General features: G+C 33.8%; 17 protein-coding genes and 1 riboswitch. Of the genes, 4 read left to right on the top strand and 13 right to left on the bottom strand.

Features of this window, described 5'->3' with window-relative positions:
- Positions 1–13: 13 nt before the first annotated feature.
- The 4 genes from fcl to FA048_RS05550 all read left to right on the top strand — a co-directional run bounded on the left by fcl (position 14) and on the right by FA048_RS05550 (position 6,582).
- Positions 14–940: a GDP-L-fucose synthase gene (gene fcl, locus FA048_RS05565; RefSeq protein WP_136839207.1), complete on the top strand. Its 927-nt coding sequence runs from the start codon at positions 14–16 to the stop codon at positions 938–940.
- 124 nt (positions 941–1,064) lie between these two features.
- Positions 1,065–1,168, top strand: a riboswitch (SAM riboswitch).
- Positions 1,169–1,326: 158 nt separating this feature from the next.
- Positions 1,327–5,025: a methionine synthase gene (gene metH, locus FA048_RS05560; protein ID WP_136839206.1), complete on the top strand. Its 3,699-nt coding sequence runs from the start codon at positions 1,327–1,329 to the stop codon at positions 5,023–5,025.
- 185 nt (positions 5,026–5,210) lie between these two features.
- Entirely contained in the window at positions 5,211–5,585 is a 375-nt protein-coding gene (locus FA048_RS05555; protein WP_136839205.1) for a four helix bundle protein, read from the top strand.
- A gap of 43 nt (positions 5,586–5,628) precedes the next feature.
- Positions 5,629–6,582 carry a methylenetetrahydrofolate reductase gene (locus FA048_RS05550; protein WP_136839204.1) on the top strand — a complete coding sequence of 318 codons (954 nt, stop codon included), beginning with the start codon at positions 5,629–5,631 and terminating at the stop codon, positions 6,580–6,582.
- A 142-nt stretch (positions 6,583–6,724) separates the two neighbouring features.
- On the opposite strand, the gene FA048_RS05545 is transcribed toward FA048_RS05550, so the two are convergent.
- The 13 genes from FA048_RS05545 to FA048_RS05485 all read right to left on the bottom strand — a co-directional run bounded on the left by FA048_RS05545 (position 6,725) and on the right by FA048_RS05485 (position 21,486).
- Positions 6,725–8,326: a gliding motility protein RemB gene (locus tag FA048_RS05545; RefSeq protein ID WP_136839203.1), complete on the bottom strand. Its 1,602-nt coding sequence runs from the start codon at positions 8,324–8,326 to the stop codon at positions 6,725–6,727.
- 15 nt (positions 8,327–8,341) lie between these two features.
- Entirely contained in the window at positions 8,342–10,276 is a 1,935-nt protein-coding gene (locus FA048_RS05540; protein WP_136839202.1) for a polysaccharide biosynthesis protein, read from the bottom strand.
- A 157-nt stretch (positions 10,277–10,433) separates the two neighbouring features.
- Entirely contained in the window at positions 10,434–11,405 is a 972-nt protein-coding gene (locus FA048_RS05535) for an MraY family glycosyltransferase (RefSeq protein ID WP_136839201.1), read from the bottom strand.
- A 68-nt stretch (positions 11,406–11,473) separates the two neighbouring features.
- Positions 11,474–12,613, bottom strand: a complete 1,140-nt coding sequence (locus FA048_RS05530; RefSeq protein WP_225872478.1) for a mannose-1-phosphate guanylyltransferase — start codon at positions 12,611–12,613, stop codon at positions 11,474–11,476.
- Positions 12,597–13,532 carry a GDP-L-fucose synthase family protein gene (locus FA048_RS05525; RefSeq protein WP_136839200.1) on the bottom strand — a complete coding sequence of 312 codons (936 nt, stop codon included), beginning with the start codon at positions 13,530–13,532 and terminating at the stop codon, positions 12,597–12,599. Before FA048_RS05525 ends, FA048_RS05530 begins: the two co-directional genes overlap by 17 nt.
- A gap of 56 nt (positions 13,533–13,588) precedes the next feature.
- Positions 13,589–14,716 carry a GDP-mannose 4,6-dehydratase gene (gmd, locus tag FA048_RS05520; protein ID WP_136839199.1) on the bottom strand — a complete coding sequence of 376 codons (1,128 nt, stop codon included), beginning with the start codon at positions 14,714–14,716 and terminating at the stop codon, positions 13,589–13,591.
- A gap of 25 nt (positions 14,717–14,741) precedes the next feature.
- Positions 14,742–15,647 (bottom strand): NAD-dependent epimerase/dehydratase family protein, encoded by a 906-nt coding sequence (locus tag FA048_RS05515; protein WP_136839198.1) that lies wholly within the window; start codon positions 15,645–15,647, stop codon positions 14,742–14,744.
- Positions 15,648–15,651: 4 nt separating this feature from the next.
- On the bottom strand, positions 15,652–16,392 hold the full coding sequence (locus FA048_RS05510) for a WecB/TagA/CpsF family glycosyltransferase (RefSeq protein ID WP_136839197.1): 741 nt from the start codon (positions 16,390–16,392) through the stop codon (positions 15,652–15,654).
- A gap of 29 nt (positions 16,393–16,421) precedes the next feature.
- A complete protein-coding gene (locus FA048_RS05505) occupies positions 16,422–17,420 on the bottom strand; it encodes an NAD-dependent epimerase/dehydratase family protein (RefSeq protein ID WP_136839196.1) in 999 nt (332 codons plus the stop codon).
- Positions 17,421–17,425: 5 nt separating this feature from the next.
- Entirely contained in the window at positions 17,426–18,538 is a 1,113-nt protein-coding gene (locus FA048_RS05500) for a glycosyltransferase family 4 protein (protein WP_136839195.1), read from the bottom strand.
- 5 nt (positions 18,539–18,543) lie between these two features.
- Positions 18,544–19,629: a hypothetical protein gene (locus FA048_RS05495; RefSeq protein ID WP_136839194.1), complete on the bottom strand. Its 1,086-nt coding sequence runs from the start codon at positions 19,627–19,629 to the stop codon at positions 18,544–18,546.
- A complete protein-coding gene (locus tag FA048_RS05490) occupies positions 19,630–20,220 on the bottom strand; it encodes an acyltransferase (RefSeq protein ID WP_136839193.1) in 591 nt (196 codons plus the stop codon). It lies immediately after the preceding gene.
- Positions 20,221–20,241: 21 nt separating this feature from the next.
- Entirely contained in the window at positions 20,242–21,486 is a 1,245-nt protein-coding gene (locus tag FA048_RS05485; RefSeq protein ID WP_136839192.1) for a glycosyltransferase, read from the bottom strand.
- Between the last annotated feature and the right edge of the window lie 9 nt (positions 21,487–21,495).

The raw sequence follows: 21,495 nt of genomic DNA, 5'->3' as shown, positions 1-21,495 counted from the left end.
TTTCTGTAAATCATTGGAAAAGAATTCAAAAATATACATCGCAGGCCATAGAGGCATGGTTGGATCTGCCATTTACCGTAAACTCATAGAAGAAGGTTTTACAAACATAATTACTAGAACATCTGAAGAATTAGATTTAAGGGATCAACAAGCTGTTAAGGATTTTTTTGAGCACGAAAAGCCCGAATATGTATTTCTAGCAGCAGCTAAGGTTGGTGGTATTATTGCCAACAATACATATCGTGCAGATTTTCTTTACGAAAATCTAGCTATACAGAATAACGTAATTCATCAATCTTATGTAAATGAGGTTAAAAAACTGATGTTTTTAGGTTCTAGTTGTATATACCCTAAGCTTGCACCACAGCCTCTAAGAGAAGATTACCTACTAACTGGTTTGCTTGAAGAAACCAATGAGCCATATGCCATAGCAAAAATTGCAGGAATAAAAATGTGTGATGCCTATAGAGCTCAATACGGATGCAATTTCATTTCTGTAATGCCTACAAACCTTTATGGGTATAATGACAATTATCACCCTCAAAATTCTCATGTATTACCTGCACTAATCAGAAAATTTGATGAAGCTAAAAAATCTAATACAAAAGAAGTAGTAGTTTGGGGTTCTGGCTCTCCTATGAGAGAATTTCTATTTGCCGATGACTTAGCAGATGCCTGTTATTTTTTAATGCAAAACTATAATGAGCCTAATTTAATAAATATTGGTACAGGAGAAGACCTTACTATAAAGGATTTGGCACTGTTAATTAAAGAAACAGTCGGCTTTGAGGGTGCCTTAGTTTTTGATCAATCTAAGCCTGATGGCACACCACGCAAGTTAATGGATGTTTCTAAACTTCATTCTCTAGGGTGGAAACATCAAATTGAGCTAGAACAAGGCTTGAAATTGACATATCAAGATTATCTCAATAAAATTTAGCACTTATTATATAAAATCAGAATATTATATCGAAGGCTGGGCACATTTGCTTAGCCTTTGTAATTTTATTTGGCATTACAACTCATTTTTTTGGAAATGATAAGCGGATGTTGCACCTTTGCATTGCTTATTAAGAAAGACGGAGGGACTAGACCCAACGAAGTCTTAGCAACCTGTGCCAACAAGGTGCTAATTTCTAATCTCAGCAGTGGCGAGAGAAGATAAGTTAAGGACCAATCCATACTTTAGGATAAGCTTTTTATTATCATATAGTGTCTCAAATATCGAGAGCCGAAGTGCTGGGTATATATTTGTCTCAAGTATGAAGTTAGTGCATTTATTAAGAAGTCTTGATACTTGATACTAGCGACTTGCTACTACAAATTATGAGCATTCGAGAAGAACTAAAAAAACGTATTTTAATCATCGATGGTGCAATGGGCACTATGATTCAACGCTATACTTTAACCGAAGAAGATTTTAGAGGGGAGCGTTTTAAGAATCATCCTTGTGATGTAAAAGGCAATAATGATTTACTAAATATAACTCGTCCTGATATCATCAAAGCTATTCACTTAGAATATTTAAAAGCGGGGGCTGATATTATAGAAACCAATACATTTAGTACACAGCGAATTTCTATGGCTGATTACCAAATGGAAGACCTTTCATACGAATTAAGTTTTGAGGGCGCAAGAGTTGCAAAGGAAGCAACGATAGAGTTTATGGCTGCAAACCCCGACAGGAAATGTTTTGTAGCCGGTGCAGTTGGCCCTACGAACAGAACACTATCTATGTCGCCCAATGTAAATGACCCTGGTTATAGGGCAGTTTATTTTGACGAACTAGAAGCAGCTTATTACGAGCAAGTTAGAGGTTTGGTAGATGGTGGTTCAGATGTGCTATTAATTGAAACCATTTTCGATACCCTAAATGCAAAAGTGGCTATTGTTGCCATTAAAAAATACGAAGAAGTAATTGGCAGAAAATTAGAAATTATGATTTCTGGTACAATTACTGATGCTTCTGGAAGAACTTTATCTGGTCAAACAGCCGAAGCCTTCCTCAATTCAGTGATGCATGCCAATCCTTTAAGCATTGGTTTTAACTGTGCTTTAGGGGCTAAGGAAATGCGCCCTCATATTGAAGAGCTGGCTGCAAAAGCTGGCTGTTACGTTTCTGCTTATCCAAATGCTGGTCTGCCAAATGAATTCGGTGCTTATGATGAAATGCCACATGAAACTGCTCATTTAGTGGATGACTTTATAGCCTCTGGTTTTGTAAATATAGTTGGTGGTTGCTGCGGCACAACACCTGAACATATCGGCTGCATTGTCGAAAAAGCAAGAAATGCAGCCCCTAGAAAAATCCCTACAATTGAGCCATATATGCGCTTAAGTGGATTAGAGCCAGTTACCATTACACCAGAAAGCATTTTCGTAAACATAGGTGAAAGAACAAACATTACAGGATCCCCAAAATTTTCAAAGTTAATTCTTGGTGGCGATTATGAAGCTGCTCTTGCAGTTGCCCTACAACAGGTTGAAGGTGGCGCACAAATCATAGACGTGAATATGGATGAAGGTATGCTAGATTCGGAAGCCGCTATGACCAAATTCTTAAATCTAATTGCATCCGAACCTGATATTTCCAAATTGCCAATTATGGTGGATTCATCTAAATGGTCAGTGATTGAAAATGGACTTAAATGTTTGCAGGGAAAAGGAATTGTAAATTCGATTTCCTTAAAAGAAGGCGAAGAAAAATTTAGAGAAAGTGCTCGCAAAATTATGCAATATGGAGCTGCAATTGTTGTAATGGCTTTCGACGAACGGGGACAGGCAGATAATTTTGAACGTAGAACTGAAATCTGTAAAAGAAGTTATGACATTTTAGTAAATGAAATCGGCTTTCCTCCTCAAGACATTATCTTCGACCCAAATATATTAACTGTTGCAACCGGATTAGAAGAACATAATAACTACGCTGTAGACTTTATCAACGCCACCAGATGGATTAAGCAAAATTTGCCTTATGCAAAAGTAAGTGGTGGTGTTTCGAACATTTCCTTTTCATTTAGAGGCAATAATACCGTTCGTGAGGCAATGCACTCTGCGTTTTTATATCATGCCATTCAAGCTGGCTTAGATATGGGCATTGTGAATGCAGGAATGTTAGAAGTTTACCAAGAAATTCCACCTGAGTTATTAGAGCGGGTGGAAGATGTATTGTTAAATCGTAGAGATGATGCAACAGAACGATTAGTTGAATATGCGGATACCATTAAAAGTAAAGGCAAAGAAATAGTAAGAGATGAAGAGTGGCGCAAAGGAACTGTTGAAGAAAGGTTATCCCATTCCTTAGTAAAAGGGATTGTAGAATATTTAGATGATGATGTGGAAGAGGCTCGCCAACAATACACAAGGCCAATTCAAGTAATTGAAGGCCCTTTAATGGACGGAATGAATATCGTAGGCGATTTATTTGGTGCCGGCAAAATGTTCTTACCACAGGTTGTAAAATCAGCAAGGGTAATGAAAAAAGCAGTTGCCTACCTCCTACCTTTCATTGAGCAAGAGAAATTAGATAACCCAGATCAAGATCAGAATTCATCTGCCGGAAAAGTATTAATGGCTACTGTAAAAGGTGATGTTCATGATATTGGAAAAAATATTGTCGGAGTAGTTTTAGCCTGTAATAACTTCGAAATTGTAGACATGGGCGTAATGGTTCCTGCACAAGATATCATTAAAAAAGCAAAAGAAATTAATGCCGATATTATTGGCTTAAGTGGTTTAATTACCCCATCGTTAGATGAAATGGTTCACTTTGCGAAGGAGATGGAGCGCGAAGGATTTACCATTCCATTAATTATTGGTGGAGCTACTACCTCAAGGATTCATGCTGCTGTAAAAGTTGCTCCAAACTATTCTGGTCCTGCAATTCACGTTTTAGATGCATCACGAAGTGTTACAGTTTGTAGTACTTTGATGAATCCAGAAACAAAAGATGAGTATGTGGCAGGCATAAGAGCCGAATATGATAAGGCTAGAGAAGCTCACTTGAACAAACGTTCTGATAAAAGATACAAAACCATTGAAGAAGCGAGAGCTGATAAGTTCCAGATAGCCTTAGATAAAGTGGTAACTGAACCAACTTTTACAGGAACAAAAGTTTTTGAAGATTATCCATTGGAAGAGCTAGTTCCTTATATTGATTGGACACCATTTTTCCATACTTGGGAACTTCGTGGAAGTTATCCTAAAATATTTGAAGATAAATTTGTTGGTGATGAAGCAAAAAAGCTATTTAATGATGCGCAAACGTTACTACAACGTATTGTTAACGAAAAATTATTAACCGCAAAAGGTGTAATCGGATTTTGGCCAGCAAATGCAGTAGGGGACGACATAGAGTTACAGGTTACAGGTTATGGGTTACAAGACCTGCAACACACAACACATAACTCGCAACCTATTATGATCCATACCCTGCGTCAACAGGCAGAGAAAATGGCAGGCGAATCTTATTATGCTTTATCTGATTTTGTGGCACCAAAAGAAAGTGGCGTACAAGATTACTTTGGTGGCTTTGCAGTAACTACAGGTATTGGCATTGATGAGCTTGTAGCAGAGTTTGAAGCTAAATATGACGATTACAATAGCATTATGGTAAAGGCTTTGGCAGATAGATTGGCTGAAGCATTTGCAGAACGCATGCATGAACTTGTTCGTAAGGAATACTGGGGCTATGCAAAAGATGAAAATTTGAGTAATCAAGAATTGATTAAAGAAGAATATGCAGGTATTAGACCAGCTCCTGGCTACCCAGCTTGTCCGGAACACACAGAAAAGGGAACTTTATTTAGCTTGCTAGATGCCGAAAATAAAATTGGTTTACGCTTAACCGAAAGTTATGCAATGTATCCAACCGCAGCAGTAAGCGGGTTTTATTTCGCCCATCCACAATCACGTTATTTCGGATTGGGAAAAATTACAAAAGATCAAGTTGAAGATTATGCCACAAGAAAAGGAATGAGTTTAGAAGAGGCAGAGAAGTGGTTGAGCCCGAATTTGGCGTATTAGGGTTGAAGGTTACGAGTTAAAAGTTACAGGTCAAAGTGTAAAAAGGTTGAAGGTTACGAGTTAAAAGTTACAGGTCAAAGTGTAAAAAGGTTGAAGGTTACGAGTTAAAAGTTACAGGTCAAAGTGGTAAAAAAGGGTTGCAGCGAGGGCTTCACTTGAGCTAGCGTAAAATTACACCAATTAAAATGGAGAAAGAAAAAAAGGCATACATAGATTTAGATGTTTGGAAAGAAGCTAGAGCTTTAGCTAATGACATATATGTTGCTACCAAATCCTTTCCAAAAGATGAAGTATTTGGATTAACAAGCCAGATGCGAAGATGTGCTGTTTCAATTCCATCAAATATCGCGGAAGGTTGCGGAAGAAATTACCCAAAGGATAGTATTCAATTTTTCTTTATAGCTAGAGGTTCTATTTATGAATTAGAAACTCAACTTTATATTTCTTTCGACCAACACTATATCGATCAATTGATATTAAAATCTACCCTAGTGAAATTAGAAACTACTAGAAAATTATTAAACGGATTCATAAAATATTATCAGCAATTAGTTAAATAAGCATCTAAACCCATAACCTTGAACTCGTAACACGTAACTCATTATGAAGATTACAGAACATATAAAAAACGCAAAAGGTAAAACCTTATTCTCATTTGAACTCTTGCCTCCTATAAAAGGCCAAAGCATTCAATGGATATATGATGCCATTGATCCACTCCTAGAGTTTAATCCGCCTTTTATAGATGTGACCTCACTAAGAGAAGATTACATTTACAAAGAGCAGGAAAATGGGTTATTACAGAAGGTTTCCTATCGCAAGCGTCCAGGAACTATAGCTATTTGTGCGGCTATTATTCATAAATATAAAATTGATGCTGTTCCGCACTTAATTTGTGGTGGTTTTACTAAAGAAGAAACTGAAAACGCTTTGATTGATTTACAGTTTTTGGGAATTGATAATGTATTGGCTTTAAGGGGTGATGCTCGTGCAGCCGACTCTTCGTTTATACCAACAAAAGGTGGGCATTGTTACGCAACAGATTTAATTCAGCATATCAAAAACCACAACGATGGCAAGTTTTTACACGAAGACATAGAAACATTTAAAAGTGATTTCTGCATAGGTGTTGCTGGATATCCTGAAAAACATTTTGAGGCACCCAACTTAAATGCTGACTTTAAATTTCTAAAGCAAAAAGTTGACATGGGTGCCGAGTTCATCGTTACCCAAATGTTTTTTGACAATCAAAAATATTTCGACTTTGTAAATAAATGTAGAGAAAATGGAATCAATGTACCCATCATTCCTGGTTTAAAACCAATTAGCACACTTACACAATTAACTGTATTACCTAAGATTTTTCACATCGATTTGCCAGATGATTTAACAGATGCACTCTCTCATGCAAAAAATAATGCAGAAGCAAAAGAAATAGGAACAGCGGCAATGATTAAGCAGTGTAAAGAATTAATCGAATTTGGAGCCCCAGTTTTACATTTTTATACGATGGGCAAACCAGAACAAACCAAACAAATAGCTAGAGCGATATTTTAAGGTTTTAACTACATTAAATTTTTCATTCTGAGCTTGTCGAAGAATCTCTATGTAGATTTTAAATTAATATTCCTCCGAGGTTGGAATGACATTATTTAAAGGAATGACAAAACCTAATCGTCCCCTTTAGGGGATTTAGGGGTTAAAAATCCTGATAGATATTTCTAAAGCTACTTCTCAACCCAAAAGTAACCATAGTTGTTTTGTCTTTTAACAGACTATTTTTTTCCTGTCTAAATATTGCACCAGCTTCGAATCTTAAATTGTATTTGGGATTAAGTATATAAGATACCCTACCATCTAAATAGACAAAGTTTGTCTTTAGGCCATCACCCGTTTTATAACCATTGTCACGGGTACGAGTAAAATATGATTCGTTAATATCTTTCCCGAAGTTTTCTCCACTTAAATTTAAGCCATATTGTGCATAATTAGCTTGCGCAGAAACTGCCCATTTCCCAAGCTGGTAATTCCAAATGGTTAAAAATTCTTTAAAATTAGCCCCCATTGGATGTGCTAATGCTTCAACATAATGTCCGTAATTAAGCAAAGAACTTCTTTGTGTGTATGTAAATGGTCGAGCAGTATTAAACTCAACTAAATAATTTAAACTAGGCACCTTAAAAGCATTAAAACCTTTTAAGCCAAGTTGAAAAGCAGATTTATTGGCCCAATAACCATCTCCTTTAAAAACTTCTTTAGCCGTAAACTCATCTAAAGCCAATTGGCCATAAACAGTCATATTTCTTAATAATTTATATTTCGCCGTAAAACCAATTAAGGCATTGTCTGGCGAACTGTTCATGCCCTCTACTGTTCTTAAAAAGATAATCGGATTTAAATAAGAAACATCAAATCCTCTTTTGCCATCAACATCTGCATCTTGCCAAATGATAGAATCAAAGAAACCAAGTGATAAACGGTTATTCACATTCCAATCTAAATAATGAAAAGCACCCCACTTTTTTCTGAAGCCATTATCATAAGAAAATACTGGCGATAGTGGATCTTGAAATTGAGCCCACATGGCCATATACTTTACGTTACCCAATGTTGTAGTTACCTTAAAATAGGGATAAGCTGCAGAGACATCAGAAAGCACCATTGAACGGTAACCATCTCCTATAAAATTTTTATCGTGGCCTAAAGTAAAAGTAAAATATTTATTTGCCGTGTAATTTAGTACTGCCGTTGCATATGCCCAATCTTTTGTTGCTCTTCTGGGAGTTTCATCTTTAAATTTGTCATTCACCATTCCTGGAATAACATTTTTACTGTCGATATATCTGGTTAAATAATCATTAAATCGCGACTGATTTTCGAAGCCACTGCTATAAAAACTAAATTTTTTACCAATGTTCCCTCCAATTTGATAACCTCGGGTATTTAACCAAGTCGTAATCCCATGCTCTATATCTCTACCAATCTGAAAATCTGGTAAAAAATCCATATATACATTAAAATCTTCTTTGTTAATTTCTACCAAATGTTCGTTAAATAATTTACGACTTACCCAAGAATTACGAGTTCTGTCTGTACCTACCAACAAAAGTGAATCTAGTTGAGCAGTAATGGTGGTATCATCACCTATCACAGGTTTTAATGAGGTATGAAATCTGGTATTTAAGTTATATAAAGACTTATTTAACTTTTGATATTGATAGTGACTATATGGTATAATTTGCTGTGCAAAAGAAGATAAGGTTGCCGTTATAAGTAACAGCAGGAGAAAGTATTTTTTCATAGGTTATATATACTATTAGTTCTGGCTGTCCAACTCTTCAAAAATAGAATTTTTACTTTTGTATTCTTTTACCAGAGCTTTCATTGCCATTACTACTTGTCTATCATCATTTTGTTTGGCGTACTGTAATAGTGTGTGAATTTGGGTCTCTATTTCAGTAAACACATACTCTCTTACCTTTCCAATCATAATTTTTTCATGATGTGTAGGCATGGTATTTTCATTATCGTTCAGTAATTCTTCAAACAGTTTCTCACCGGGCCTAAGGCCACTATATTGAATTTTAATGTCTTGATTAGGCACTAAACCAGCTAAGCGAATCATTTTTTTGGCCAGTTCTACAATCTTCACAGATTTTCCCATGTCAAAAATGAATATTTCTCCGCCTTTACCCATACAGCCAGCCTCAAGCACTAAACGACAAGCTTCTGGGATCGTCATAAAATAACGTGTAATTTCGGGATGGGTAACCGTAACAGGGCCACCTTTTTCAATCTGCTGCTTAAACCTAGGGATAACAGAACCATTAGAACCTAAAACATTACCAAACCTAGTGGTGATAAATTTAGTGATTGGTTTTACATTTAATTCATTGATATAACTTAAACCATTGCTAAACACAAAGTCATTGGTACCTAAAGAATTATTTAAAGACTGCACATAAATTTCGGCTATTCGTTTAGATGCACCCATTACATTGGTTGGATTCACCGCTTTATCGGTAGAAATCATTACAAATTTTTGCACCCCATGTTTTACTGCCATATCTGCTATGGTTTTGGTACCCATTACATTCGTTTTAATGGCTTCTGCAGGGTTATCCTCCATTAAAGGCACATGTTTATAAGCGGCGGCATGGTATACGTAGTGTGGCTTAAAAGTCGCAAACAGATGGTCCATCCGCGTCTCATCCCTCACATCGCCTACAAAAGCGTGAAAGTTAGTATTGGTATGGGTTTCCTCTAATTCTAGGTAAATATGGTGTAATGCTGTTTCAGATTGATCACAGAGTATAATTAGTCCAGTTTCAAATTTCATCAACTGTCTAACTACTTCACTACCGATAGAACCTGCAGCACCAGTAATCAAAACTCTTTTGTCTTTTAGTTCCTTTTGTATCCCATCAATATTAATTTGTATGGGCTTTCTATTTAGCAAATCTTCAATATTAATATTCTGGATTTGTGTAGTATGTAATTTTCCGCCAGCCCAAACATCTGCAGGCGGAATGTTCAAAACTGTAACATCGTTTTCTAAACAAACATCAACAATCTCATTTTTACGATCAACAGGAATACTATAAGAAGCAAAAATGATCTCATCTACTTCATGTTCCGTAATTAAATCTTCTAATTTCTTGGCGGCAATAATTTTGATGCCATCAATTGTTTTGCCAACTTTACGATCATCATCATCAACAAAAGCGATAATTGTTTTATTTACCTTGCCATCATGATCAAAAGTACGTTTGGTAGCTAAACCAGCTTCTCCTGCACCATAAATAATTACTTTTTTCTTATCTAAATTTAAATTTTTAATATATAAGAAAAAATATTTAATCATTACCCGATAGGTGATTAGCAATAAAAAGCTAGTTAAACCATTAACAATAATGATGGTATTGGAAATGTATGGATTTTTACCAAAGGCAATAATTCCTAGGTTAAGGAAAAAGAAAAGCCCATTGCTGATGATCACAGCGAATAAAATACGAAAGGTATCCTGAGCACTTGTATACCGAATGATTCCTGAATAGGTTTTTACATTGAAGAATACAACAATGTTAATTATGGTAAGGATTAGGATATTTCTACTAAATTCTACAAAACTCAGATCAGAAAGATCAAAGTTGAATTTTAAGAAATAAGCAATGGTTAAAGAGACCAAGCAAACGCCTAGGTCAAGCAGAAAGATAATCCAACGCGGAACAATATTTATTTTACCAAACAAAATAGAATAATCTTAGTTGACAGTAAAGGTAAGATAAAAATTGATTCATCTCAAAATTTTTACTTAATAAGAAACTTGTCATTCTGAGTGTATGCGAAGAATCTAAATGACAAAGTATACAAAAATATATTTAATAGAAGCTAATCTTCTAAATCAATTAATGACTTTTCAATAAATGTGTTTTGCCTTCAACCAAAAACCTCATAATAAAAAATGAAGTAGTAAAAACCGTTATGAAGATTAACGCAAAAACCATCGAATCCTTGATCACCAAAACGATAGTACAATTAATCAATAATTGAACAACCACATACAGTCCAGATACAATTAAATGATTCCATTTTAATTGGTTAGCTAAATATTGATAAAAATGGCTGCGATGTGCCTTAAATATATTTTCCTTTCTAATTTTTCTAAAAAATACAGTTGTTGCTGTATCTAAACCATAAAAAAGTAGCAATAAAATATAAGTAGAACTTTCGCTTTTTAAAATAAGCTGTCCAACTAGGAAAGTAATGATAAATGCAATGCTCACACTGCCCACATCCCCAGCAAAACATTTAGCTTTTTTTCTGAAATTAAAGAAGTTGAACACCAATAATGATAAGCCCACAATGATCAACAAGTCATTTGAAGTAAAAACAACAACCTCAGTATTGATGTAATACAAACTGGCAATGGTAATCAAACTATAACCACCAGTGATCCCATTGATGCCATCCATGAAATTATAGGCGTTAATAGTTCCAATTACAAAAATTGCAGCAATAATTAATACATACCAGGGTAGTACAAAAAGCTGCCACTGGTAAAATAGCAGCAAAACAGCAAGTAAATGAACCCCTAAACGAATTTTATTGTTTAATGTTAAAATATCATCTAAAAAGCTAATCGTACCAATGGCGAACAACCCGATGATAAAAAATGAATATTGAAAGCCTGCAAATAGATAAAAAATTAATCCAGCGATGACAAATATAATCCCACCACCACGTAGGGTAATGGTACTATGAGAACTTCTAGCATTGGGTTTATCAATGATGTTATAGTGATCTGCGATTTTGAAGTAAATAATCTCGAAAAAGAAAAGCGCAATTAATATTATTAAAAAATGTAAAAATTCTAGCATGGTTACACAAAAACACAAAGATAGTTTAATAATCGAAAGGATTAGAACATTTAACTAATGCTCACGATTTACTGATATTCGTTACCGAAATCCTTAACCATCTGCCCAGCAATTTGTTTGATTTCCTGCTCATCAGATTTAGGATAAATCAACAATACCTTACCATCATCTACGATTATATAATCAGACAAGCCTTTGATCACAGCTGCTTTATTTGCAGGTAATTGTATCAGGCAATCTTTTGTATTTTGAAGATTTATATGTTGGCAACGACAGGCATTTCCATCCTCATCCTTTTCTACCACGTGATGAAGAGAAGCCCAAGTCCCTAAATCAGACCAACCAATATCAGCTGGAATGGTATATACATTATCCGCTCTTTCTAAAATAGCATAATCGATAGAAATATTAGGTGAACTAGGATAATTTGAATTGATAAACTCCTTTTCCGTTCCAGTATTGTAACTATCCAGCCCTTTTGCAAAGAGGCTTGCTATTTCAGGTGCATATTTTTCAAATGCTTTGATAATGGCATTAGCCGACCAGATAAAAATTCCTGCATTCCATACATAATCACCACTATCTAAATAACTTTGTGCCTTTTTTAAAGAGGGTTTCTCCATAAAATCAGTTACTTTTTTGATCTCAGCATCATTATTCTTGATGCTTGATACCTGCTTCTCGATACTGGATACTTGATGCTCTACACTTAGATTTTGATACTTAATGTAGCCATATCCCGTATCTGGTCTTGAAGGACTGATTCCTAAAGTTAACAAAGCCTCATTATAGCTACTGAATGATAGCGCTTGATTAATTTTATCCAAAAAGAAATCTTCCTTCAAAATCAAATGATCTGAGGGTGCCACCACAATATTTGCAAGTGGATTGCTTTTAGAAATCTTGTAGCTAGCATAAGCAATGCAAGGAGCAGTATTGTTCCTACTTGGTTCTAACAAAATATTTTTCTCTAAAATATATGGCAGTTGTTCTTTTACCAATTGTGCATAATTTTCATTGGTAAGTATAAAAATCTGTTCATTTGGACAGATTTTTAAAAACCTTTCGTACGTTAATTGCAATAAAGATTTTCCTAAGCCTAAAATATCAATAAATTGTTTCGGGAAATGATTGCGACTTTTTGGCCAAAAGCGTGAGCCAACGCCTCCCGCCATAATTAAAATATAGGTATTATTTGCTCCAGTCATTATTTTTTACTTCATTATAAACTTTAGTAATACCTTCTTCTAAGGTAATTGTAGCTTTCCAACCTAAAGATGTAAGTTTGTCCACACTCATTAACTTTCTTGGGGTACCATCTGGTTTAGTTGTGTCTGTTAGAATTTCTCCCTCAAAACCTACAATTTTTCTAACTAATTTAGCTAAATCCAATATTGAAATATCCTCTCCCAAACCGATGTTTACTAAACCAGCATTATTATAATTATGCATTAAAAAGACACATGCATCTGCTAAATCATCAGCATGCAAAAATTCTCTTTGCGGTTTACCTGTACCCCAAATTATTACTGAAGGATATCCATTCTGCTTTGCTACAATAAATTTACGGAGCATTGCAGGTAGCACATGAGAATTATTTAAATCATAATTGTCATTTGGCCCATATAAATTTGTAGGCATTACCGAGATGAAATTACAGCCATATTGAGCCCTGTAAGCATCACACATTTTAATACCAGCGATTTTTGCAATTGCATAGGGTTCGTTGGTATCTTCTAATGTACCAGTCAACAAATATTCCTCTTTTAAAGGTTGAGGCGCCAACTTAGGATAAATACAACTTGACCCCAAAAACATCAGTTTTTTAGTCTTTTGCAAATAAGCTTGATGGATCACATTGTTTTGGATCATCAGATTCTCATATATGAAGTCAGCGCGATAAGTATTGTTTGCTATGATGCCACCCACCTTAGCGGCAGCTAAGAAAACATAATCTGGTTTTTCCACAGCAAAAAAATCAGCCACAGCCACCGTGTCTCTTAAATCGAGTTGAGAAGAGCTTCTAGTAACGATATTGTTGAAACCATGTTGCTTCAGATTTCGCATAATGGCAGAACCCACCATACCTTTGTGCCCTGCAATGTATATTTTATCAGTTTTGTTCATTTTTTTTGATCGTCATTGCGAGGAAGAATAATGAAGCCATCTTCCTGTATCTAGTTTTACTCAAATTGATTTTTAACACTGTAGCCAGCAGCCCTTAACATTAATTCTTTTTTGAAATGATCAACATCCGAAGACATCATATCTTCAACTAATCCAGCTAAATCATATTGCGGTTTCCAACCTAATTTAGTTTTTGATTTTGTTGGGTCACCTATCAACAAATCAACTTCTGTAGGTCTGAAATAAGTCGCATCAACAGCTACTACTTCTTTCCCGATCTCCATTTGATAATCCGGATTTGAACAGGATACCACATAAGCTTTCTCTTCAACACCTTCCCCTTTAAATGTTAATTCTATTCCTACATGTTTAAATGACAATATCACAAAATCCCTTACTGTTGTGGTAACACCAGTAGCAATCACATAATCTTCGGCTACATCTTGTTGTAAAATTAACCACATGGCCTCCACATAATCTTTCGCATGACCCCAGTCACGTAGCGCATTGAGATTACCTAAATAAAGCTTATCTTGAAGACCTAATGCAATTTTAGCAGTTCCTCTGGTAATTTTACGGGTTACGAAAGTTTCCCCTCTAAGAGGACTCTCATGATTAAACAAAATCCCATTACAAGCAAAAATCCCATAAGCTTCGCGATAGTTTTTAGTGATCCAAAAACCGTATATCTTTGCTACACCGTATGGTGAGCGAGGGTAAAATGGTGAATTTTCATCATAGAATCCTTTATCATTTTTATTTTCTGGCATACCACCATACAATTCAGAAGTTGATGCCTGATAAACTCTTGTTTTATTTTCTAAACCTAAGATTCTAACTGCCTCCAATATCCTTAGGGTACCAATACCATCTACATTAGCAACATATTCTGGCGAATCAAACGAGACTTTTACATGACTCATTGCGCCCAAATTATAGATTTCATCTGGTTGTACTTCCTGTACTATTCGAATAAGATTAGTAGAGTCGGTTAAATCGCCATAATGCAATTTAAAGCGCACATTACTCTCATGTGGATCTTGATATAAATGATCAATACGATCAGTATTGAACAATGAACTTCTACGTTTAATACCGTGAACTTCATATCCTTTTTTCAATAATAAATCTGCGAGGTAGGCTCCATCTTGCCCTGTTATACCAGTGATTAATGCTTTTTTCATATTTATGTTATAGCAACTAGAATTACTAATTTTTAAATGAATTTGCCGTAATGAGCAATCCATCCTTTGTTGTGATTGGCAAAGATAAGTTTAATGCTTCTTTTATTTTTGTATTGCTGACAATGTAATTTTCTGTTAATTTATTTAATCTTTCGGTATTTAATGGCAACCTTAATATATCGCCTATTTTTGATAACCCATAGATCAAATTTGAAGGAATTGCCCATAATTTTGGTTTTTTAGCTAATGAACTGGCAAGAATTTTTACAACTTCATTTGTAGATAAAGCTTCGTCATCAGCTATGTGATATATACCAGATGGAATTTTTTTATCTAGAAGAGAGGCAATAACAAAACATAAATTTTCTATGCTCAAAAATGAACGTTTATTTTCGAATGCTGCTAATGGATATGGTATGCCTTTTTGCACAAATTTATATAATAAGTTTAAATTTCCCTTATTTCCAGGCCCATGGATCATACAAGGACGTAAAATATAATATGATTTACCCAGTGGTAATGGCTGTTCTTGGATATAACGCTCTGCCATTAGCTTCGATTTCCCATAATCAGTTAATGGCGTAGGAATCGCCTCTTCCGTTAAAATTCCATCAACAGAATCTGCAGCTGCTTTTACTGAACTTACGAATATAAATTTCGTGGAATCAGACTTTAAAAAAGCATCATATAGTTTTGTAGTCAATTCAAAATTTACTTGATAGTACTCCTCGGGGTTTGAATTTTTTTTTAAATCATGAGCTTTACCAGCTAAATGTACAATTGCATCACCATTCGAAAAATAATTATTATCAAGATTACTTAAATTATTTCTGCTAACATTCTCAAGCTGTATACCGTGTATCTTATTTAAATATTTATTTAAATTTAAACCTACAAAACCATTAGAGCCAGTAATAAATATTTTTCTCAAAATGTTATTTCTTTAATTGGTTTCTTAACTTTCTTTTTTCCTGAAAAAATAATTTGGGGATAACCTTAATGTAAGGTAAAATTCTAGGCAATTGTTTCATTGGTTCACTAAAAATTCGGCTTACCCATATAAACTTAAGAGCTCCAATTTTAGCATCAGGTAAAGCTATATTCCCGATGTAAAAATTAAAAGCGGCACCAATCCCAAACATTATTCCCTTATCTAAATATGGTAATAGGTTAGACATGAACACTTCTTGTTTTGGTGCACCTAATGAAACCCATATAATTTGAGGTTTTATACCGTTTATATATTTTGATATCTCAACATAGTCAAATTCTTCCACTGCTTTAAAAGGTAATGGCATTACAGACAAATGGCGGTTATCAATGCCTTTCTTCTCTAAAATTTCTTTGATCTTATTTGATGTTTCTTCATTACTTCCCAATAAAAGCTGACTATATTTTTTCTCGATATAATGAGCAAATAGTGTCGGTCCATTTAATGCCCTGTAATTCTGTTTATAAATTATACCGGCTAACATTGCAATAGAACTTCCATCACAGGTATTAACCATCGAATTGTTAAGTACTTTACGAAATTTTGTATTTTTTTGAGCTATTGTTAAAACATTAGCATCCACAACACACACATAACCTTTTCCGTTATTTTCTATATTTTTTTCAATCGTATGTTTAAAAACCTCATGATCAAATTCGAGTGAAACATTGAAATATTCTTGCATTAATTATTTTTATTAATTGTAAAGTAAGGTCAGTATTTATTTTTCCAATACTCAAAATTCGGTTTACCTTTATTTTTTAGCCAATCTATTGTTTCCTTCACATTTTCATCAAGATTTGGATTTGACAATCCAAAAGCATCAATTGTTTTTTTCATAGGAGTTTCATAGTTATCCAACATATTGTTAAATCTTTCTGAGTGTAATGGAAAGGGTATTTTTATCTTTCTAAGTATATCTCCTACAAATGAAACTGAGTGTAAAATAAAAATTGGAAATGACTTTACTGTTTTACCTGTTAATTCTCTAGAAAATGAATTAATCCATTGAAGAGATTTCATTGGTTCATCACCAACATAATAAGTTTGATGATTTACATCTGAAATATCCGATTGTAAAATTTGAAATATCTGATGAACAACATTTTTAACATACGCATATGACTTAACGGGATTTGTTTTTCCTGGATGAAAGTACCACCCTTTATCAACGATTTTCAAAAGTTCATTTGGATAACGCATATTCCAGGGACCCCATACATTTGTTGGTCGAATTACTGTCCATGCAGCTTTCATTTTTGAATTATGGGTTAGCTCTTCTGTTATCTTTTTACTAATGCCGTAGGTTGTATGTGGGATGTAATCCTTGTCACTTCTTGGCAATGGATTTTCTTTTGACTTATAAACATACTGTGTTGATGTAATAACCACATGTACTACTGTATGGGTTTTTTCAATTGCTTCAATTAGGTTTGCAGTACCATCAGTATTTTCATTATAGTCTTCTAGCTTATCACTAGCAGTATCTGTTTTTGCGGCAAGGTGCACTACGTGTGTAGGTTCAAAAGCAGTAAATACTTCTAATAATTTTTTTTTATCTAGTATATTACAATCAACCCAAAATTTACTATGTGCATCATCTAGTGGTTTTTGCTTATCAACATTTATAAAATTATCTACATTATTTACAAGCAATAATTCAAGTAGATTAGTTCCGATAAATCCAGAACCCCCAGTTATTAATAGTTTCATATTCTTTATACTTTGCTAAAAACGCTATCCATATTTTTTAAGAAGGTATCAATTGAGTAATTCTCTTCGAATTTTTTCCTTCCATTATTACCAATTTCTATTCTTAAAGCTTCATTATTAATTAATAACTCCAATTTTGCTGCTAAATCTGTAGCGTCATTTGGATTTACTAATAAACCATTTTTTTGGTCATCCACTACAAAAGGAATTCCATTCCATCTTGCTGCAATAATTGGGACTTTAAATTGCATAGCTTCTATCAAAACAATCCCAAATGTTTCTGATGGAACACGTGTAGGAAAACAAAAAATATCTGCTTCTGAAAAAATTTTCCACTTTTCCTCATTAATCTTAGTGCCTAAAAAGATAATGTCGCTATCTAATCCATAATTTTTAATAAGCAAATCGATCTGTTCTTTGAATGATGTATCAATAAATATACCTACCAATTGAAGACAAAAATCAATATTTTTTTGTTTTAATAAATGTACAGCCTCTACTAGCTCAATTATTCCTCTTTCTTCATACATAGCCCCAACATATACCAAGTTAAGCTTTTGATTTCTTTGATTGCCAAATTTCTCTACATATAATGGATATTCATCCTTTATGCCATTTGGCACAACAAAAAGTTCTTTTGCTTTCATAACAACCTCATCTCCGTGACTATATCCTGTTAATGTAATTAGAACATCCGGCTTAAAGAATGCTATTCTATAAATTAGTTTTGCAATTGGATTAAGGTCTTGATAAAGTCTACTAGATCCTCCAGCATGTGTATGAATAATTGTTTTCTTAAAAATGAATCTAATAGGTGCTAATAATAAAATATCTCTGTACATCCCCAATTTATTTGGTCCAGCCGGACCATAGTAAAGAATGTTAGCCCCATAATAAAATCTATATACCCAAGTTAAAACAATAGCTTTAAACAAACTCCAAAATTTATATAACTTGAAACTTCCCATGTCGTCAAAATCTCTTGAAAATTCTAATCTCACATGAAATAAATCAGCATTTTTATATTCTCCATTTAAAAGTGTTTGAAGCATCAAAGCTTGACCTCCGTATGGAGGTGGGGTTTGCCCAAGTACTAGAATTCTCTTTTTTCTCTGCATATTTTTTAATTGGAAATTGTATCTAAAGTTTTATTAATATTATTATCCTCATTTATCAAATCACTATAAGAATAAACAGCAAAAAAGACTAAAAACATAAGATAATAGCTAAATACCATATCAGCATAAAAACCATATCCAAGAAAAATGGTCAGAAAATAAAAATTCTTTCTATTTATTTTTTGTTTTAAAAAGAAGTATAAGAAATAGATAGCACCAAAAATGCCGAAATGGGCTATTAGCATAAAATATAAATTATCAAAAGTATTTTCTAAATCCAACACTGTTAAATCTAATCCTGTAAAGAGATTTGATATTGATCCATTAGACAATACCTTATCTAAGAATTCAACCCTACCATTAAATGTTCCATAAGCAAGCATGCGTGAACTTGCTTGGTCTGAACTAAAAAAAATTGGGAAAATAAATACTAGAAATAGAAATAACAATAGTGATGTAAAAAATGATAAGATGAGATATTTTCTATTACTTTTACCCCAGATAAATACAAAAAAATACGCTACTAAAGTAGAAATGAATACACCCCTAGAACCGGCCAAATAGAGCATCATGAAGGAAAAAAGTATTAATAATTTCTTTTTTTGAACTGAGAAATGATATAAATATATCGCTATAAAAAAGGTAAACTCTGGCATACTTGCAAATGTTGAAAAAGGTCTTATATCATTAGAGATAAACTCCCTTTCATCTGCAAAACTAAGCCCCGACTGAATCCAATTTATTTCAACTGAAGAATACCCGAAAAGTTTCTGAGAAATGCCATACAATGAAACCAATATAAAAAAATAAAATGATTTGTTCAGTAATCCCTCAAAACTTGTCTGTTTAAACATAGGAATTGCTAAAAGAAGAAGAAAATACATAATAAACTTACCATACGCATCAATGTTCCCCGTAATTAAAAGCAATATTGAAAAAAAGAACACAAAAAATAATGCTTTTTTCGAAATCCTTATTGTTAATACCGTAAGAAGAGGAATAAAAACAATAGTATTATATATGGTGGCATTAAAAGCAAAAAATCTTTTAATGAATGAAAATATATTAACTAAAATAAATCTAAAAAACATTTATATTTTCTTAATCAACTTTGCTGGATTTCCAGCATAGACACTTTGATCTTCAGCAGGTTTAACTAAAACACTTCCTGCACCTATAACACATCTGTTTCCAATACTTGATGCTATTACCGCATTACTCCCTATCCAAATATCAGACCCTATTGTAATCATAGACCTTCCTAAAGCTTTTTGATTACTAATTGTTTGTGTTTGGTCTTCAAATGAATGTTGAGTCGTTCCACTTATAAAGTTTACAAATCCACCAATTACAACATCATCTCCTATTTCAACCTCTCCAATCGCATTATAATACCCTATTAGAACGCGATTTCCAATTCTTGCCGAAGGATATTGACAGAAACTACCATACTTAAACGTAACGTTCTTCCCTAACTTCTGCAGAGTTGCCTTATAATAATAATAACGAACTATTTGCCCAAATAGAAATGGTATTTTTGAAACTATAATAGATACCTCTGAATACGCACCTGCATAAATAGCCAACCTACCCATTATTAAAAAAACCAATGCAAATGGAAGCGCTAGAATTGTAATAATTGAAATATAAGTGTTTTTAACTGCTTTAAAAATAAATCTCATTATTATATTTCCCTTTAAACATCAATTATTTGTTACCTCTTCAGGCCTACTTTTACCGGTATTCTCAATTACATTTTCGAATACTTTAACTAATTCACTTGTAAGGCTTTCTCTAAGGTATTTAGAAATATTAGTTCTTTCTACAGGCTTATTACTTCTTTTAGTGTATATCATTTCAATTGCATCTGCAATCTTCTCTGGTTCTTTGTTCTCTATCAAAGTAATTTGGTCAATTCCATTTACTACATCTGCAATGCCGCCCTTTTTAGCAGCTAGAGCTAAGATTGGCCTTTTACTGCCAAGATAGTCAAAAATTTTCCCTGTTTGCTCCGTCTCTTGTCCACTACCAATTAATAATAGCAAGTCTGAACCTTTCATATGTGCAATAGTATCAAGGTACGACATATAGCCAACACCTTCAAAATGATCTATTACTCCAGCTTCCTCGGCAATTTTGGAAACTTCTTCATTCAGCTCGCCGACATACTTAAATACCACGTTTATACCCCTTTCCTTTAATATTTTAATTGCCTTTAAAAAATAACTGGGATTTCTGAAAGACTTTCCAGATAAGAATTTCCCTGCATAAACTATTGTAAAATCATCGAATTTTTTTGGAACAATTGGATCATAGTCATCTGGGTCGTATCCATTTGGTATAACAATAAAATCTTCAGGCAAGCGCTTTGGATAAGCCACTCTATAATCTTGCGCCATTTTTTCTGAAACCACAATAACCTTTGATGCTCCATTTAGTACAATAGGCTCTAAAAAATTGTTTAAGGGACCAAAAATCTTCCCCTTTATACCTTTTAGAGGATTATCGATCACAGCTAATTTCCATGGATCGCGTAAATCGATTACATATTTTAAACCGTAAAATCGCTTTGCAAAAGGAGCAACAAGCAATGGAAAAAATGGATCACCTGTTGCAAATAAAAGTGCTGGCTTTTCTTTTTTTATAATTGACCCAATGGTTGTAAATAATGGGCGTAACCATCTTGTTGGCAAACCATTGAGTAAACCTTTCAGCATAAAAGCTTTACCTCCTATATTAGTTCTATAGATAGTTAAATCCTTAGGAACATCTTTAAGTAAGCTAGTATCTATTAAAAAATTACTCTCTTTATAAGACATTTCATTTACCGTAAGTACAACGGGTTCACAATCAAATTTTGGCAGAAATTTAACGAATTTAGTAATTCGAAAAGTACTGATACCACCTGCAGGAGGAAAATAAGTTGCAAGCATGATTATTTTTTTCATAGAGTATCT

This window comes from Pedobacter polaris, assembly GCF_005116505.1.
Taxonomy (GTDB): Bacteria; Bacteroidota; Bacteroidia; order Sphingobacteriales; family Sphingobacteriaceae; genus Pedobacter; species Pedobacter polaris.
The sequence above is the reverse complement of the archived record's forward strand: the minus strand, read 5'-3'. Positions and strand labels throughout refer to the sequence as shown.

Bases quoted from the DNA above. Each gene is read 5' to 3' on its own strand.
- metH (WP_136839206.1), top strand. From the start codon at position 1,327: ATGAGCATTCGAGAAGAACTAAAAAAACGTATTTTAATCATCGATGGT.
- FA048_RS05555 (WP_136839205.1), top strand. From the start codon at position 5,211: ATGGAGAAAGAAAAAAAGGCATACATAGATTTAGATGTTTGGAAAGAA.
- FA048_RS05550 (WP_136839204.1), top strand. From the start codon at position 5,629: ATGAAGATTACAGAACATATAAAAAACGCAAAAGGTAAAACCTTATTC.
- FA048_RS05545 (WP_136839203.1), bottom strand. From the start codon at position 8,326: ATGAAAAAATACTTTCTCCTGCTGTTACTTATAACGGCAACCTTATCT.
- FA048_RS05535 (WP_136839201.1), bottom strand. From the start codon at position 11,405: ATGCTAGAATTTTTACATTTTTTAATAATATTAATTGCGCTTTTCTTT.
- FA048_RS05530 (WP_225872478.1), bottom strand. From the start codon at position 12,613: ATGACTGGAGCAAATAATACCTATATTTTAATTATGGCGGGAGGCGTT.
- FA048_RS05525 (WP_136839200.1), bottom strand. From the start codon at position 13,532: ATGAACAAAACTGATAAAATATACATTGCAGGGCACAAAGGTATGGTG.
- gmd (WP_136839199.1), bottom strand. From the start codon at position 14,716: ATGAAAAAAGCATTAATCACTGGTATAACAGGGCAAGATGGAGCCTAC.
- FA048_RS05510 (WP_136839197.1), bottom strand. From the start codon at position 16,392: ATGCAAGAATATTTCAATGTTTCACTCGAATTTGATCATGAGGTTTTT.
- FA048_RS05505 (WP_136839196.1), bottom strand. From the start codon at position 17,420: ATGAAACTATTAATAACTGGGGGTTCTGGATTTATCGGAACTAATCTA.
- FA048_RS05500 (WP_136839195.1), bottom strand. From the start codon at position 18,538: ATGCAGAGAAAAAAGAGAATTCTAGTACTTGGGCAAACCCCACCTCCA.
- FA048_RS05495 (WP_136839194.1), bottom strand. From the start codon at position 19,629: ATGTTTTTTAGATTTATTTTAGTTAATATATTTTCATTCATTAAAAGA.
- FA048_RS05490 (WP_136839193.1), bottom strand. From the start codon at position 20,220: ATGAGATTTATTTTTAAAGCAGTTAAAAACACTTATATTTCAATTATT.
- FA048_RS05485 (WP_136839192.1), bottom strand. From the start codon at position 21,486: ATGAAAAAAATAATCATGCTTGCAACTTATTTTCCTCCTGCAGGTGGT.